We start from the raw sequence: 16,247 nt of genomic DNA on the forward strand, positions 1-16,247 counted from the left end.
CATCATCACCCCCTTTCTTTGTAAACTCCACTCAGTACACTGTTAGCATAATTATAATAGCTTGCAGCCAATTTATATTTTCGATTATCAAAATAGTAATCTGCTAAAACCTTTAAATACTTATATTTCTCATAAGGTATCTCATCAAAGAAAGGAAGTACTTTTTTTGTAATCAAATTTACAAATTCTTTATCTTCGATTCCATGAATCAAGTGCCTGTACACTTTAAATTCATAAACATAAATGGAATCTATCGGTGTTAAGCTCTCCGATAAACGAAGCCCTTCTTGCAACCATCTTTCAGCGTTTGCACGTTCTCCTTTTTGGTAGTATTCCTTCATCAAGCTCGATACAGGAACAATTTGATCACTTATGGATTCAACAGCATGTAGTTCATAGCTTTTCAAATAGTATTCAATTGCTTCCTCCGATTTGTTTAACAGAGAATATACCTTTCCTAAATTTTGATTACAAAGTGCAAATAAAGAATGTTCCTGAGCAAGCTCCGCAATCGTAGCTGCTAATTGATAGCTTTCCTTTGCCTTATCCAGTTCAGATGTCCTGCGATAAGAAATACCTAAAAGAATATGACATTCCGCACATCTTTTTAGATTATAAATCTTTTGATAATAGTCTAACGCTTTAGTGGCATAGGAAAATGTATGATGTGTCTGTCGCAGTTTACTAGCCGACAATGCAATTAAATAGTACAGATCATTCTCTTCATCCTTCAATGAATAAATCGGATATTTCAAATAATCTTCTGTATGCTGATAAAAGGATAATGCTTTTTTATAGGATAGTAAGGAAAAATGGTAATCACCTGAAAATTTATACCAATAATAGGTTTCTAGTTCTGTGAAGCTATGCGATATAGTTTGTAAGTATTTATACTGTTTTTCTTTTCCAGCTTTATTGTTAATAAGTATGTAATAGCTTAATTTATGGAGATTGATTAAATTTCGATAGGAGGTATCCGAAATATCTAAATTCTCTTTCATGTATTGATACCCTTTGACTGCTTCCGCACGGTTTCCAACCAATAAATGACGAAACCAGGCTTTATAAAATTCAACCCCATTATGTTCATCGGTTTCTATTTCCATTTTTAGCTTTTTTGATAACAAGCTGACAACTTCCTGACGAGGCTCTACTTCTCCATTTTCTATTTTTGATAAGTAGGAAACGGAAATAACTCCATTTGACAATTCTGTTTGTGTCATCCTCGACTTTAGTCGATGATATTTGATTCGATGCCCAATCTTCTTATTCATATGTCCTCACCTCTATCATAATTATACAATAGAACAGGCACTTACTACTGCTCAGATTAGACTATTCAAGCAGAAAACTTGTGCTTAGAAAATTTTTACTGTAATAGTCGTTATACTCTATAAAAAATGGTGATAATGTGTTTGATTGGAAGGGAAGGAGAAAAAATGCATGTTGATTCGCATACAAATAACGCCCAAGCTAAACTGCAGAGCGAAATGGAGAATTGATTTTTAATTATAGTTCCTTCCAATACTTATTATTCACTTTTTCACACTCTTTATTTCGATATCGAAATCCTTCACGTATACTGCATTTCCAGTAATTTTAATAGTATAGGGCTGACTATTCCTATCCACCTGTACTTCTACTCGGCCATCTTTATCTATTTCATGCCCCTGTTCAACTACAAGCCTCAGCGACTCTTTAAAATATCTGTTTATGTATTCAGCATAATATGCACCCATTACCCCAGAAGCAGTACCTGTTACCGCGTCTTCAATCGTACCTGAGTATGGGGAAGAAAAGTGTCTGGCATGCATGTCAGCGTCAGCATGATTCGTTTCTGTACAAAAGGGGTGAACAGATGACTTAGGCATCTCCTTTAGAATGGTAGGAAAAGCAACATTTTTCGGTTTCATTTTCTTAAAAGCACGTAAACTTTTTATTGGGATTAATAATGTCCATGCACCTGTACTGCCATATACAATTGGTAACTTATCATCGATATCGTTGATTTCCAATCCGATCGATTTGGCTAAAGCTTCTTTTGATCCTTTGAAACTTTTGAATTTTGGTGGTGCCTGGTTCATTGTTATCACAATTTCCTTCTTAGCAGTCGATTCAATCATAACAGGTAAAATTCCTGCCTTTGTTTCAATGGTTAGTTCCGTTTTTCCACCTAGTAATCCTTTCGCCTTTAATGCATAGACTGTTGCCATGGTTGCATGACCGCACAAAGTCATTTCATGTCCCGGTGTAAAAAAACGTATCTTAAAATCCGCTACCTCTGATTGAACGGGAAATGCGGTTTCATTAAATCCCACTTTAAAAGCAATCTCTTGCATTTCTGCATCTGTTAATACATCTCCATTTAATACCACACCCGCGGGATTCCCCTTATTCGGCTCTTCACAAAACGCATCATAATGATAAACCTTCACAGACTTCACAACACATTCCTCCCATTGTAAACAACAGTTATTAACTTTCAATCCTAAAGAACTGACTTGAAAAGATCATCTTTTAATCTTTTCCGTTAATCGAATAAATTCCCTCACATCTTCTATACATAATGCAAGCCCCTTTTCCCAGAAGACCTCTGATTTAATGTCTTCCTCAAGATGCTTCATCACCAAATCCTCCGTGGACATTCTCCCAGAATCACGTAGTAATGCAAGATATTCCTGTTCAAATGTTTTCCCCTTCTCCTTTGCCTTTGCAAAGATACTTAGGGCAAATAAATATCCAAAGGTGTAAGGGAAGTTATAAAAGAGAGATTTCGTAATATAGTAATGTGGTGTCCAGATCCATGAATGTACCGATGCATTCTCAAGGGAACTATGATATGCCTCTTCCATAGCTTCCTTCATTAAAGCATTTAAACGGGATGGTGAAACAAACCCTTGTTTTCTTTCCTCATTCAAATTTTTCTCGAACAAAAACCTGGAATGCATATTCATAAAGTTCATTACACTGCGTTTTAACTTCTCATCCACTAAAAAAAGCTTCTCTTGATCAGATGTTGTCTCTTTTATTGCTGCCTCTAATACAATCATTTCTGAGAAGGTTGAAGCTGTTTCTGCTAAACTTAATGGATATTTTTTGCTCAAACCATCCACAGATTTCATCGCATAATTGTGGAATGCATGTCCCAGCTCATGAGCAAGCGCTAATACATCTTTTATCGTTCCACCAAATGTCATGAAAACTCTAGACTCTCCAGTTAGCGGGAAGCCTGCACAAAATGCAGCAACTGATTTAGCTGAACGGTTTTCCGATTCAACCCACCCCTGTTCAAACGCATTCAGCGTAAAGGCTTCTAATTCAGGTCCAAATTGGCCACAGTGCTTCGTTATAAAATCAACAGCTTCTTTATACTCCAGCTGTTGCGTGCTTTCTGTAATAGGAGCCCAAAAATTATACGCATTCAATTTTGGTTCTCCAAGAAGTTCGGCTTTTTTATTGAGATAATCGACAAATGGCTTTTTCTGTTTATTAACAGCTCTCCACATTGCATTCAATGTATCTTCTTCTATTCGATTATCAATTAAAGGTTCTTCTAATACATTTTCAATTCCTCTTTTTTTATACACCTGTTGCCGAAAACCAACAATATGATTCAAAATTCTAGCAAACAAATCTTCTTTCTCTATCCATGTATTTTCTAATACTTCATGTGATTTTCTCCGTACTTTTTCATCAGTGTGCGATCTTAGATTGATTGCCTGACCTACCGATAATTCATTTCTATTACCGTTGATCGAAATGTTAACCTTTATATCACTTATCAGCGCATGATAAAATTGCCCCCAAGCATGATATCCATCAATCATTAATTCAGACACGAATTCATTGTCATTTAGCTGCCGTGCTCCTTTTGTTCGCAATTCATTTAGTATGAATGCATGGTTTTGCAATAAACTTGTATCTAACATACTTTGCCATAAATTTTCCTCTATACCTTGGAGAATTTTTTGCGTTTTTTGAACAGATGAATCAAAACTCGCACGAATATCACCGATTTTACTCTGAAGTGATGTAGCTGTTTGATCCTTTGGATTCTGTGCTAATAAGCATGTAATAAAGGAATTAGCTTGTGATACATGAATTTGAATGGTACTCATGTGTTCCAATAACGCTGCAATCTTTATCGAATCAGCAACTTCCTGTGATGGCTGAAAATAACTTACATGGTTTGCAAATGTATAAACTTTACCTTCTAATTCCTTTATATGTTTTAGTAATTGACTGGATTCACTACCACCCGGGAATAAGGAATCTAATTCCCATACTTCTCGATACTTCGTGGTTTCCATTTTTTCTCCTCCACATTTGGTTCATTGTATTTACGTTACTCTCTTCATTTTGTTTCCCTAACATGAATTTAAGAATCTGTTTGAATAACAATCACATCCTACTTTGCATCTGCCTTCCTAAATTTATTGGCGAAAAAATATGCAATTGATGCAGCAAGTAAGGCAATCACGAGCGATATTAAAAATGATGATGAACTCCTTCCAATAATCGTTTCCTGGGCTAGCGTACCACTCTCATTCCAAGCTCCTGTAATGTTTGGCGTATAGGTGAATATGAGCAGCATTCCAGACAAAATTTGCAGCAATGTATACGCACAGAGAAAACTAACAGCAAAAATAATATACTTTTTCACAATTTACACCTCCTCGTTTTTTGGCACGGATTCACCTTTTTCTCCCTCCTTGACGTCATCATCCTTCTGGCTCTCTTAATCTCGAATACTACTTATACGAAATTTTCCAATAAAAGGTTCCATTTTAGTTAGCGTTGATTTAGAAAGCTGCAAACACTTTTTATGTCTCTTCGCAGGACATAAGATTTTGTTCTACCATTTTATGGTCGTTTTTCCCAAGGCTCAATTATACCAATTGTTCGTATTGAGTCTTTTTGCTTTAAGGCGTCAATTACGCCACTTGAAATTTCTTTGTTTGTCAGCCATCTAGAATACTCGTCTTTCAGTACAAATCCCAGACGGATTTGATAATAAAAACAGCCTTGGGGGACACTCACTTCTCGCTTGATCTTATCTACGTCCGTGCTGCTTCCTAACACATGGAATAATTGCCAATCAACTGTATGCGTTGAAATTTCCCTCGTGATGATTTTAAGTGCAGCTGGAGCATTCAAATGTATCCAAGCTATAACCAGCTCGATATCACCATTTTGTTCAATTGCTGTATGTACTTTGCTCTGTAATTCATGATCACTTCTATAATCAACAATAATTGGTGTGATTTTTTCTTTAAAGTCTGCTCGTTCCATAAGCTGCTGCATACGTCCGGAATTTCTCGCAATAACCGATACATGATACCCTTGGTCCATCAGCCAAAGAGACACGTCTGCTAACATACCAGTTCCACCGACTACTAATGCGTGCTTCATTTATTATTTCCCCTTGCGATGTCATTTTTAGATTCCACGTACATATCTTAATGAAAGGTAATCTTCATCCCCCGTATTCGAATATGCCAGCTGTTCGGATACTTTACAAAACCCTCTTCTCTCGTAAAATGGAATACCTTTCCTATTTCCTTTTTGTACAGAAACCCATTGCTTCTTAGCACCTTTCTCACGCTGAATATTTGTTAAAAAATCTAAAAGCTTTGTCCCTATCCCTTCCCCACGTCTATTCGGGTCCAAATACAATACATACACTTCACTTTCTTCATTATGTAGCATTCCTCCACCAATTGCTCCGACAACTGCGTTATGGTCAAGAGCGACAATATAGCCATCCCAGCCAGGGCTTTCACCTATTTCCTTCGATATACGTTCATGATTATAAAAACGTTGATTATTTCTTTCTATGTTTGCAATACTTCTAATGCCCTTGTATGTCTCGATACATCCCTCACAACAAACACGGGCTATTCCATCAACATGTACCATTTCTGCTTGTTTAATCGTGATCATTTTTGTTGGGCTCCTTTCCAGATTTATATCTTTATTATTAAGAATGGGGTAATCCGTAATTCCCTTCGAATAAGTCTAATGGTGTCTTATTTTTGATTTTCGTGCGTTAGCGGACAGGAATGGTGTCTTATTTTGACAATATATGTTTTACCACTTCTCGAAAATCTGTACCTTAATAATATGTTTCTGTGCAGATTTTAATAAAGTCGACCGTTGCTCCTAGGATTAAGATTTTCCTCACAGATTTTAATAGTTTTTCCAACACAACCGCCACTTTTAGTCTACCACAGAACACGCTATCTACTCAGAATATTTTTATCAAATCAAATTGTTCATTATTTTTAAATACTAAACTTTAAAACAGCTTTTATTTTGTTCTATCCACGAAAAAGAGGTATGTTATCAACTTGATACATACCTCTTTTTCACACTATGATTGTCCTTTAAGTGTCGATAATCACGCTTTAGGATGTAAAAACACAAGTATTTTCCCGTCTTTCACATCATTCGAATAGTGCTCTGCTTCATCATTCGAAACACCTAATTCCATTAAAGCATGTTTCAATCCACCTGCTCCAGAGGCGGCACCAGCAGCCGCACCTCCGAGTGTTGTTATAATCGGACCTGCAGCGATGACTGGGCCGATTCCGGGAATTGCGAGTGCGCTTAATCCGATAAAAAAACCAGTTATCCCGATGGCACCGCCGGCTGCTGCACCGGCAACGGCTCCATCCGTAGTGGAAGGATCGACTTCTTCAGCTGTTTCTTTCAGCTTTTTTGTATTTTTGGCCATCATCGATATTTCATCAATTGAGTAGCCTTTGCTTTTTAATTGTTCAACAGCTTTCACTGCTTGTTCTTCTGTATCGTATATTCCAACAATATGATTATTCATTAATATGCCCCCTTAAAAGAGTAAACTACTTATTCTTTACCCTTTCTAAATAATAATAGTCATAACCTATTGAATTGGGTTTAATTGGGATCATATTAATGGTGCATTATCACATTGAAATTACTTACGAACCAGCTTTATCAACTTTTTTTGCATAAATCATACTTAAAATATCGTTAAACATAACGGTTTCCACTTTATATTGATTTTCTTCTAACCATTTCACTAGTAACGATCGATCTGCATAATATTCATCCTCAATCGCTTCAATTGCCTCAGTATTCCCTTCCATACGAAGCGCATCCATGACCTCAGCTTGATGTGTCTCATCCAGAAACATTAAGTCCGCTATGCAAATTTGACCATTTGGCTTTAGCACACGTGTCATTTCTGATAAAGCTAACAGCTTTTCTGAATCAGGTAAGTGGTGTAGGGCGTAGCTTGAAACCACAGTATCGACTTGACTATCCAATAGAGGCAACGCTAGAAAATGTCCATGACGCACTTCAATCTCTGGATGCTTTTTATTACAAATTTCTAGCATTTTTTTCGATTGATCAATCCCAATGACATTGATTCCTTTTGCCAAAAATTTCGCTCCAAGGTTTCCAGTGCCAACCCCAATATCAGCACAGACCGCATGTTCATCCAGGTGAACTGTCCCTGCAATCCTCTCAAGTGCCTCATCATAGCCTTGATGCACATTGAATCCATGTCCCTCTTGTTTGATATGGTTGTCAAAGTCCTCCGCCCAGCTATCAAAACCCCATTTATCCTCCCAGCCCTTTCGAAGATGCTTCAACTTCTTCAAATGCTGTGCCAGTTCATAGAAATCACGATCAGTACATTCCACCATTCTATCAATTGTATCGATCATATCTTTAATTTCCAGCCATTGCTCAACAAGCGCCGAACGCTGAACATGCAAATATCCCTTGATCGTCATGTCTGGATCTTCCAGTACTTTTTTTATCCCCTTTACAGGTAGACCAATCTCTCGCAATGCTAAAATTGTACTTAATCGCGACACATCTGTATCAGAAAAATAACGATACTCATTTTCTGCATCTTTTTTTGGTGCAATTAACCCCTTTTCTTCATAGAAACGTATTGCCCGAGGGGTGGTGTTCAACTGTTTTGCCACTTCTTTAATTTGCATGAAGCTCTCTCCCTTCTTCATCATAGTAAACCCTCCCGTAACGGAAAGGTAAAGGGGAATTTCTAATTTCTTTTGTTAGTGGAAAGAAATATACGGCTAGTCACTGGACACGGGAGCTGAACATGACTATCCGTGTAGCCAAGGTACTATCCAAAGCATTCAAACTCGATAATTTTCTGCATTGAAAAAAATTAGCCTGACAAGAAGATCAGGCTAATTCGAAAACGGTTCAATCCGTTCCAAGGCCATTTTATAAGCCTTTATTTTGTATTTTTTTAGTAATTGATTAACTATATGGGTATGAGCGTTTTTCATGCTGGATGGAAATCCATTTGAAAGTTGTAAATGCGTCGAGGCTCCATTCGCCATTCAGACGGCCAACTCCGGAGTTTTTCACACCACCAAAAGCTACGTTTGGTTCATCATTTATCGTGCCATCGTTAATGTGAATCATTCCTGTATCCATCAATTTAGCAAGTTCTGCACCGCGTTCAATGTCTTCTGTATGGATAGCGCCGCTTAAGCCATATGGACTTTGATTTGCATACTCGATAACTTCTTCATCACTTGAAACCCTTAGGATCGAAACTACCGGAGCAAAGAACTCTTCATTTGCAATCGCCATATCTGGTGTAACATTTGTAAATACAACCGGTTCTACGATATTTCCATTTACATTTCCTTTTATAACCGGTGTCGCACCTTCAGCGATCCCTTTTTGGATAAGATCAACTGTATTTTTTACTTGTCGTTCATTTATTAATGGTCCAATGATTGTACTTGGATCTTTAGGATCCCCACAAGTTAATGTTTTAACTTTAGCAATATACTTTTCTACAAATTCATCATAGCAGGATTCATGTACAATAAGTCTATTTGCTGACATACAAATTTGCCCTTGATGCGTGAATCGACTAAACACTGCAGCACTGACTGCCAGGTCAATGTCGGCGTCATCCAGAACAACAAGTGCACTGTTACCACCGAGTTCCAGATGCACTTCTTTCAGATTTCTTCCAGCAACTTCCCCAATATGCTTACCAGTAGCTGTAGAACCCGTGAAGGAAATAGCACGTGGCACCGGATGTTCAACAAAATTATCGCCGATTTCAGAGATTTCTGTAGTGACGACGTTCAATAACCCTTTAGGAAGGCCAGCTTCTTCAAACATTTTGGCAATCATGGTTCCCCCAGTAATCGGAGTGTGCTCATGCGGTTTTAATACTACACCGTTTCCAGTAGCGAGTGCTGGAGCAACGGATTTCATCGATAGAAAGAATGGGAAATTAAACGGGCTAATTACGCCAACAACACCAACTGGCACACGGTAAACTCGATTTTCTTTTCCATCAATAGGAGAAGGTAAAATCGAACCATTCATTCTCATCGGGAATGTGGACGCTTCTTTAAGCATGTTTTTAACCAGCCCAATTTCAAATTCAGCTTTTAATCTGGTTCCTCCAATTTCATCGATAATTACATCAACGAATGCTTCATGATTTGCTTCTAAATAAGCAACAGCCTTGTCAAAAACGTCCCGCTGAGAAACAGGATTTGTTTTTGCCCACTCTTTCTGAACTTGCTGTGCAGCTGCGTAAGCATGATTCAGGTCATCGTTGCTTCCAGCTTTATATGTAGCAAGGATCTCCCCATTAAAAGGATTCTTATTTTCAATCTGGAGATTGCTGCTTCCTTCTCTCCATTCACCATTTATGTATTGACTTTTCAGTGATTTTAAATCAATCATTCTATTCAACTCCTATCAATATTTTAGCTGTAAATTCTCTTTGGCCAATTGAGCCAAGTCAGAGACATTTCTGTTGATTTCTTCCATCGTTGCCGTGAGTTCTTCGATTGCGGCTGATTGTGAATCAGATTCAAGATTTGTCTTCTGAATGTCCTCATCCAGACTGGAAATGATCTGTTCAATTTTTGTAGTGATGGTGTGAATCTCTTCTACCTGATTTTTGGATCCTGCTGCCATTTTTCTAATTTCGTCGGCAACTACAGAGAAACCTCTACCGTGTTCCCCTGCTCTAGCAGATTCTATAGCTGCATTTAACCCAAGCAGATTGCTTTGATCTGCAATTCCTTTTACTACATTTGATACGTCTTCAATAAGTTTGATACTGTCATTTACCTTATTAGATTTTTCTGAAATAACTCCCATATTTTCAGAAAGCTGGGATATGGATACTGCCATTTCTGTAATCGTGCTTGTTACATCTTCGACGACTGTAGAGAGACCATTTGCAACCTCAGACAGTTTATTGGCTTTTTCAGTGTTTTGACCAACACCGACTCCTCCAACAACTTGCCCATTTTCATCACGAAGCGGAACTGCCATTGAAACAAGGTTTACCCCCAAGATATGTGCCGGTACAATCATTGCTTGATTTTTGTTTTCTCGAATGGCCTTCGTTATAATATCCCCTTCCAACAATGGATCTCCAGGCGATACATTCAACGCAAATGTAGTAGCGGGGAAATTAACAATCAGTTTTTCAGTGTCATAAACACCTATTGTGATATCATCATTAATCAGTTGCTGAAAGTATGGGGCTGTACTAATAATTGCCTGCAATAAAGGATGTAGATTCTCATTTACATTTGTTTGCTTCATTAACCATTTCTCCTCTTCACATAATGGATAACATAGATCGGACAATATAATTCCGATTACTCTCAATAATTTATATCGGTAAGATTTTCCAGTTTTCAAGTGAAATGATAAAAAAATAAAATCAATCTATACACGTACCATTTTTTATTGTTACTGATTTATAACGCCTCTCGCTATTTTCATATCAGATTATTTAATCAAAATGCACAACAAACAAAGCTTGCATGATATAATAACTCCCGGAATGTTATACTATAGGCAAACACAAAAAGTGAGGTTTTACATGTGGACGTACGAATTCAAGAAATTGTTGATTTCACAGCAGATAAATTTAAGCTTGAAGCTTTTCATTTAAAAAGACATGCGATCTACCGCGAGAAGATCGACCAAAATGGCGAATCTTTTGTTTTAAATATGGAATGGTTTCCAAATGACGCCATTATTTCAGATGATGACTTAAATCCAGCTGGAACGATTAGCATCGATATCGATATTCACTCGAAATTAATACGCCGGCTGATTTTCGTTGAGGGTGAGAACAAGCTAGAAACTGATTTACCGAAAGCTGGTAATACAGAACTTGCGATTGAATGGATCGAGCAAGAAACTGGATTGGAGTTTGGCAGACAGTTTAAATTAGTGCAGGAAGAAAATAAAGAACTATTTTTCCAAGCAGCTGTGGATAATATTTCAGTATTTCCATCTGGATCGATTCAAGTAAGATTTAATGAGGGGCATAAGCTAACATTATTCTCAATTGACGGTCATTTCCCAAATGAGGATCAATTAAATTGGGAGCCGTTTGCATTAACACCGGAAAAAATTGAGCCTATTGCCAAAGCACAGACAAAGCTGTTAGAGATTCCATTAGAAGACGAAGAAAAGTGGAAGGCAGTATATGGAATAACAACCGTATTCGTAACAAATGATGGGGATAAAACGATTTCCTATGAACAAGTGGAAAGTTCTGAGTCCTATACACAGCATGATCTTGTCTTACAATGGGAGAAAACAATCGAAGAGCCCTTAGCAAGAAAAGATATTGATCTTTCACAAGAAGTTACAGTAGAAGAGGCATTTGCTAGTAAAGATGCGCTAGTGGATATACCGCTGAATGATGACGAGCAAAAACAAGTAATCAAAACGGTACAAAACTTTATGCAACGCGAATATCCACAGGCCAGCGGTGATTGGAAGCTTGCTGCATTATGGCGTGAGAAAGCGTATATCATCGCAGAGTTACGACCAACCAAGCCAGATGCACGCGTCATTGACCGGAAAATCAAGCTTTTAATGGATGGTGCAGATTACGAAGCGCTCAACTATGTGGATAATCAAGCACTTGTGGATATGTTTAAACATTTCGAGCATGCAGACGAGCCTAAGTTTTCTGAAGAAGAGGCATTTGAAAAGCTTGCTAAGCACATTGATATCACGCCTGTCTACGTTTTTGATAAGACACAAAACCGCTACATTTTATGTGGTAAAGTAGACTGTGGATATGGTGTGGATAGTTTTAGTGGAGAAATAATTTTATTGGACGAGTTATAGACAGCAAAAATCCCCTTTAGTTTATAAAAGGGGATTTTTGTTTACTCAGAAAGCCTATGATAGCGCCTTCTTCCTTATAGATCATCAAATCCATTCAGATCACTTGTCTTCGTATATTGTCTTGATTTCTGTTCAAAGAAATCTGTTTTCGTCCCATCAAAGTTATCCACATATGCACGGATCCACTTCATTGGGTTATCAACATGTTGTGGATATATTTCACTTAATCCCATCAAACGCAGCATTTTGTTTGCACGATATTTAATATATCCTGCCATTTCCTCTAAATCAATACCTTCTACTTCTGCCAATACATAGTTTGACCATTCGATTTCTAAATCAACCGATTCACGGAAATGATCATAAACCCAGTCCGTAAATTCTGCCGTATTGTATTCAGGATTCTCTGCCAATGTCGCACGGAATAGTTCACCAATAAAACGGCCATGCTCCAGTTCATCACGATTAATGTAGCTAATCATCGTTGATGTACCCACCATTTTATTTTGACGTGCCAGATTGTAAAAGAATGCAAAACCAGAATAGAAGAACATGCCTTCTAATAAGGATGTGTAGACTAAAGTTTTTAAGATATTTTCCACAGTTGGTTCTTCCACAAATTCATTGTACTGCTTCGTTAAGTTTTCATTTCGTTTAAGCAGAACTTCATCCACTCGTCCAAGCTGGAATGCTTTGTTTTGTTCATCTAATGAGACTACAGATGATAACACGTACGAATAGCTCTCATTATGCACTGCTTCCTGCTGTGCAATCACAGCCATGATAGATTGCACAGAAGGGTCTGTTGCATACAACGAAATTAAGAGTGCTGTTCTTGTTTGTGGTGCATCCAATGTGGATAACAATCCGATTATTTTTAAATAGGCGTCGCGCTCTTCCTCTGTTAATGTTGGGAATTGCTTCACATCACTGGACATATTCACTTCGTCCGCTTGCCAGTAATTACCCACAAGTCGCTTGTACATTTTGTACCAATGTGGATAAGCAATATCGTTCCAGTTTAAAATCCCACTTGATTTTCCACCGAATAATCCGTTCGATTTATTTGGATGCAATGGTTCCAATGTTTTAGCCTTTTCAAGCATAGCTCTTGGCATGATGCAACACTCCTTCCAACCATAATTCCACTTTTTCTTCTTGACTTCCCCTAGGGGACTGCTCAATTTTCAGAGCCGTCCATTTACTATCATAAAATCTCACTAACTTATCCACAGCTTTACAGAATAAGTCATCCCCGCCAAATTGGGTATCACCTGTTCCAAAAACTGCAATATTATTTGGTTTATAGCCGATCTCAAGTATAAGGTCTTTCACTTCGTCTGGTGTACTCCCCATTTCCCAAGTAAACGTTCCAAGGAAAACAAAGTCATAGCTTTCCGGGTCAAATGGTGCATCGATTCCGATTCGATGCATGTCCACAGAAATACCTTCTCGCTTTAATTTGCTTTCCATCAATTCCGCTACTTCTTCTGTGTTTCCACTGTACGATAAATATGCGATGATAGTCCTCAACTTTGACACCACTCACATTCTTCGACATCATTCGACGTTGAACGAACATAATAAGTTGTTTTAAGTCCTTCACGCCATGCTTGTAAATGAAGATCTAATAAAATCGATGCACGGATGGTATTTGGCACATAGAAGTTAAATGAAATACTTTGATCAATATGCTTCTGTCTAACTGCATTTTGTTTAACAGACCAGCGCTGATCAACGATATATGCAGACCTGCGATAAATATTGTACGTGTTATGATCGAGTTCCGGTGCAGTGACAGGAATCTTAAAGTCTTTCTTCTCTTCGCTGTAGAACACATTGAAAATTGGATCGATACTTGCTGTAGAGCCTGCAATCATTGCCGTAGTCGAGTTAGGTGCTACTGCCATTAAATAACCATTACGCATGCCGTGCTCCCCAACTTCTTCCTGTAATGCTGTCCATTCGTCTGTCACATAGCCTTTCTGTTTAAAGTAAGCTCCAGTGCTCCACGTACTTCCTTCAAAGGCTGGGTAACTTCCTTTTTCCTTACTAAGCTCCATACTATTTTTAATTGTTAAGTAGGCAATTTTCTCATACAATTCATCTGCATAGCTTACAGCCTGATCAGATTCCCATGCAATATCTTCTTTTGCCAATAGATGATGCCATCCAAATGTACCTAACCCAATTGCACGATACTTTTTATTGGTAATTTCCGCTTGCATAATTGGTAATGTATTAATATCAATAACGTTATCCAGCATACGAACTTGGATTTTAATCAAACGCTCTAAAACATTATCCGGTACAGCTTTTCCTAAGTTAATCGAGCTTAAGTTACAAACAACATAATCACCAGGCTGGTATTTCTTTACGATCGTGTTTTCTTTTTCCAGGTATTCTTCCACAAACTGTGTTGGTGACTGGTTTTGCGTAATTTCTGTACATAAGTTAGAGCAGTAAATCATTCCTTGATGGTTATTGGCATTTTGACGATTTACTTCATCACGGTAAAACATAAATGGTGTACCCGTCTCAAGCTGGGATACCATCACACGTTTCATAATATCAATAGCATTTACTGTTTTACGTGATAAGCTTTCATTTGCCACACACTCTAGATATTTTTCTCTCCATGTTCCATTCCCTTTTTCTTCATCATAAAAATCTTCTAAAGAATAGCCCATCACTTGGCGTACTTCATGTGGATCGAATAGATGCCACTCACCGCGCTGTTCAACCTGCTCCATGAAATAATCCGGCAAGCAAACTCCCGTGAAAATGTCATGGGCACGCATGCGGTCATCCCCATTATTCAGTTTCAAGTCAAGGAAAGACTCAATATCTTGATGCCAGACATCCAGATAAATAGCAATCGCGCCTTTTCTTGTTCCGAGCTGGTCAACACTTACCGCCGTATTATTCAGCTGCTTAATCCATGGCACAACACCACTGGACATTCCTTTAAATCCTTTAATAGAGCTTCCTCTTGCACGGATTTTTCCCATATAAACACCAATTCCGCCGCCGTTTTTAGAAAGCTTCGCAATATCTGTGTTACTGTCATAAATCGACTGCAGGCTATCATCAACCGTATCAATAAAGCAGCTTGATAATTGGCCATGCGTTTTTCCAGCATTCGTTAAAGTTGGAGTCGCTACAGTCATATAAAGATTACTTAATGCCCAGTACGCTTCTTCTACAAGCTTCGTTCTGTGAGACGGATCTTCGTCCTGCATCAAATACATTGCGATAACCATCCAGCGTTCCTGCGGCAGCTCGTAAATGTTTTTATCATGATCGGTAGCCAAGTAACGTGTAGCGACCGTATATATGCCAAGATAGTTAAACAGGAAATCTCTATTGGGATCAATCATATTGCCGAAATGATCGATTTCAGCTTTCGTATATTTCGAAATAATATTCGGCGCATATGCTCCTTCGTCTGTTAACACCTGAATTAATTCGTAAAGAGATCCATAGCGTGCTTCTCTGTCATACTTACGATTTTCTCCAGCTTTACGGTAAAGTTCCTGTAAATAGATGCGTGCTGCAACATAAGTCCATTCTGGATTTGCCTCGTCTATATTTTCTAATGCAATTTTAATTAATCGGTCTGAAATTTTCTCAATTTCCATTTCTGGCTTTATTGTGCGTAATGCTTTCTCCATAAATTGATCAATTTCGACAGAGATCCCCTTTGTTGCTACCTGAACAATTTCTTCGATTGTGCTAGGAACTTGTTTCGTTTCTGTTACCATGTTAACTGCCTCCCTATATATAAAACTATGTAAATATCAATTATATCTCGCTCTCTTACTGGATGAGCAATGATGAATACACTAAAAAAACGAATCCACCCAAAAAATGAGGGCAGATTTTCTGATCTTATTTCCTTTACAAACTATCCTTCTATCGTTATGCTATATTAGTTGATAAAAAATCAACCACTCTTCCGATAGCCTCAGATTGTAATAGACTCCTTTTACAAGATCACGATTACCTTACCCATTATACAATATATAGTATTAAACATCATTTTCACTATCCATATCTTGTATTCAACGATAGCA

14 protein-coding genes are annotated in these 16,247 nt (G+C 37.9%); 1 reads left to right on the top strand and 13 read right to left on the bottom strand.

What is annotated here, in order from left to right; translation table 11 throughout:
- Positions 1 to 5: 5 nt before the first annotated feature.
- The 10 genes from NST46_RS04320 to NST46_RS04365 form a co-directional block, all read right to left on the bottom strand.
- Positions 6 to 1,274 (bottom strand): helix-turn-helix domain-containing protein, encoded by a 1,269-nt coding sequence (locus NST46_RS04320; protein ID WP_340002448.1) that lies wholly within the window; start codon positions 1,272 to 1,274, stop codon positions 6 to 8.
- Between the two features lie 261 nt (positions 1,275 to 1,535).
- Positions 1,536 to 2,444, bottom strand: a complete 909-nt coding sequence (locus tag NST46_RS04325; protein ID WP_340002449.1) for a PhzF family phenazine biosynthesis isomerase — start codon at positions 2,442 to 2,444, stop codon at positions 1,536 to 1,538.
- A gap of 66 nt (positions 2,445 to 2,510) precedes the next feature.
- Positions 2,511 to 4,310 carry a M3 family oligoendopeptidase gene (locus tag NST46_RS04330; protein WP_340002450.1) on the bottom strand — a complete coding sequence of 600 codons (1,800 nt, stop codon included), beginning with the start codon at positions 4,308 to 4,310 and terminating at the stop codon, positions 2,511 to 2,513.
- A gap of 98 nt (positions 4,311 to 4,408) precedes the next feature.
- Positions 4,409 to 4,663 (bottom strand): hypothetical protein, encoded by a 255-nt coding sequence (locus NST46_RS04335; RefSeq protein WP_340002451.1) that lies wholly within the window; start codon positions 4,661 to 4,663, stop codon positions 4,409 to 4,411.
- Between the two features lie 200 nt (positions 4,664 to 4,863).
- Positions 4,864 to 5,412: a short-chain dehydrogenase gene (locus NST46_RS04340; protein WP_340002452.1), complete on the bottom strand. Its 549-nt coding sequence runs from the start codon at positions 5,410 to 5,412 to the stop codon at positions 4,864 to 4,866.
- Positions 5,413 to 5,439: 27 nt separating this feature from the next.
- Positions 5,440 to 5,943 carry a GNAT family N-acetyltransferase gene (locus NST46_RS04345; RefSeq protein ID WP_341136814.1) on the bottom strand — a complete coding sequence of 168 codons (504 nt, stop codon included), beginning with the start codon at positions 5,941 to 5,943 and terminating at the stop codon, positions 5,440 to 5,442.
- 457 nt (positions 5,944 to 6,400) lie between these two features.
- Positions 6,401 to 6,838 (bottom strand): general stress protein, encoded by a 438-nt coding sequence (locus tag NST46_RS04350; RefSeq protein ID WP_095307671.1) that lies wholly within the window; start codon positions 6,836 to 6,838, stop codon positions 6,401 to 6,403.
- Positions 6,839 to 6,962: 124 nt separating this feature from the next.
- Positions 6,963 to 8,021 (bottom strand): MerR family transcriptional regulator, encoded by a 1,059-nt coding sequence (locus tag NST46_RS04355; RefSeq protein WP_095307670.1) that lies wholly within the window; start codon positions 8,019 to 8,021, stop codon positions 6,963 to 6,965.
- Between the two features lie 262 nt (positions 8,022 to 8,283).
- Positions 8,284 to 9,744 (bottom strand): aldehyde dehydrogenase family protein, encoded by a 1,461-nt coding sequence (locus tag NST46_RS04360; protein ID WP_340002454.1) that lies wholly within the window; start codon positions 9,742 to 9,744, stop codon positions 8,284 to 8,286.
- Positions 9,745 to 9,759: 15 nt separating this feature from the next.
- Positions 9,760 to 10,620 carry a methyl-accepting chemotaxis protein gene (locus tag NST46_RS04365; RefSeq protein ID WP_118888459.1) on the bottom strand — a complete coding sequence of 287 codons (861 nt, stop codon included), beginning with the start codon at positions 10,618 to 10,620 and terminating at the stop codon, positions 9,760 to 9,762.
- A 285-nt stretch (positions 10,621 to 10,905) separates the two neighbouring features.
- On the opposite strand from NST46_RS04365, the gene NST46_RS04370 reads away from it, so the two are divergent.
- Positions 10,906 to 12,171 (top strand): hypothetical protein, encoded by a 1,266-nt coding sequence (locus NST46_RS04370; protein ID WP_341136815.1) that lies wholly within the window; start codon positions 10,906 to 10,908, stop codon positions 12,169 to 12,171.
- A 74-nt stretch (positions 12,172 to 12,245) separates the two neighbouring features.
- Here NST46_RS04370 and NST46_RS04375 read toward each other — a convergent pair whose 3' ends face one another.
- The 3 genes from NST46_RS04375 to NST46_RS04385 are packed head-to-tail and all read right to left on the bottom strand — an operon-like array spanning position 12,246 to position 15,935.
- Positions 12,246 to 13,289, bottom strand: coding sequence for a ribonucleotide-diphosphate reductase subunit beta (locus tag NST46_RS04375; protein WP_341136816.1), 1,044 nt, complete (start codon positions 13,287 to 13,289; stop codon positions 12,246 to 12,248).
- On the bottom strand, positions 13,270 to 13,704 hold the full coding sequence (locus NST46_RS04380) for a flavodoxin (protein ID WP_341136817.1): 435 nt from the start codon (positions 13,702 to 13,704) through the stop codon (positions 13,270 to 13,272). The genes NST46_RS04375 and NST46_RS04380 overlap by 20 nt, the downstream gene beginning before the upstream one ends.
- Positions 13,701 to 15,935 (bottom strand): ribonucleoside-diphosphate reductase subunit alpha, encoded by a 2,235-nt coding sequence (locus NST46_RS04385; protein WP_095307662.1) that lies wholly within the window; start codon positions 15,933 to 15,935, stop codon positions 13,701 to 13,703. The genes NST46_RS04380 and NST46_RS04385 overlap by 4 nt, the downstream gene beginning before the upstream one ends.
- Positions 15,936 to 16,247: the final 312 nt, after the last annotated feature.

It is taken from the genome of Oceanobacillus sp. FSL W7-1309 (genome assembly GCF_038002145.1).
In the GTDB taxonomy this organism is placed as follows: Bacteria; Bacillota; Bacilli; order Bacillales; family Amphibacillaceae; genus Oceanobacillus; species Oceanobacillus profundus.

Excerpts from the sequence above, each read along its gene's own strand:
- NST46_RS04320 (WP_340002448.1), bottom strand. The coding sequence starts at position 1,274 with ATGAATAAGAAGATTGGGCATCGAATCAAATATCATCGACTAAAGTCG.
- NST46_RS04330 (WP_340002450.1), bottom strand. The coding sequence starts at position 4,310 with ATGGAAACCACGAAGTATCGAGAAGTATGGGAATTAGATTCCTTATTC.
- NST46_RS04340 (WP_340002452.1), bottom strand. The coding sequence starts at position 5,412 with ATGAAGCACGCATTAGTAGTCGGTGGAACTGGTATGTTAGCAGACGTG.
- NST46_RS04345 (WP_341136814.1), bottom strand. The coding sequence starts at position 5,943 with ATGATCACGATTAAACAAGCAGAAATGGTACATGTTGATGGAATAGCC.
- NST46_RS04350 (WP_095307671.1), bottom strand. The coding sequence starts at position 6,838 with ATGAATAATCATATTGTTGGAATATACGATACAGAAGAACAAGCAGTG.
- NST46_RS04355 (WP_095307670.1), bottom strand. The coding sequence starts at position 8,021 with ATGATGAAGAAGGGAGAGAGCTTCATGCAAATTAAAGAAGTGGCAAAA.
- NST46_RS04360 (WP_340002454.1), bottom strand. The coding sequence starts at position 9,744 with ATGATTGATTTAAAATCACTGAAAAGTCAATACATAAATGGTGAATGG.
- NST46_RS04365 (WP_118888459.1), bottom strand. The coding sequence starts at position 10,620 with ATGAAGCAAACAAATGTAAATGAGAATCTACATCCTTTATTGCAGGCA.
- NST46_RS04375 (WP_341136816.1), bottom strand. The coding sequence starts at position 13,289 with ATGCCAAGAGCTATGCTTGAAAAGGCTAAAACATTGGAACCATTGCAT.
- NST46_RS04385 (WP_095307662.1), bottom strand. The coding sequence starts at position 15,935 with ATGGTAACAGAAACGAAACAAGTTCCTAGCACAATCGAAGAAATTGTT.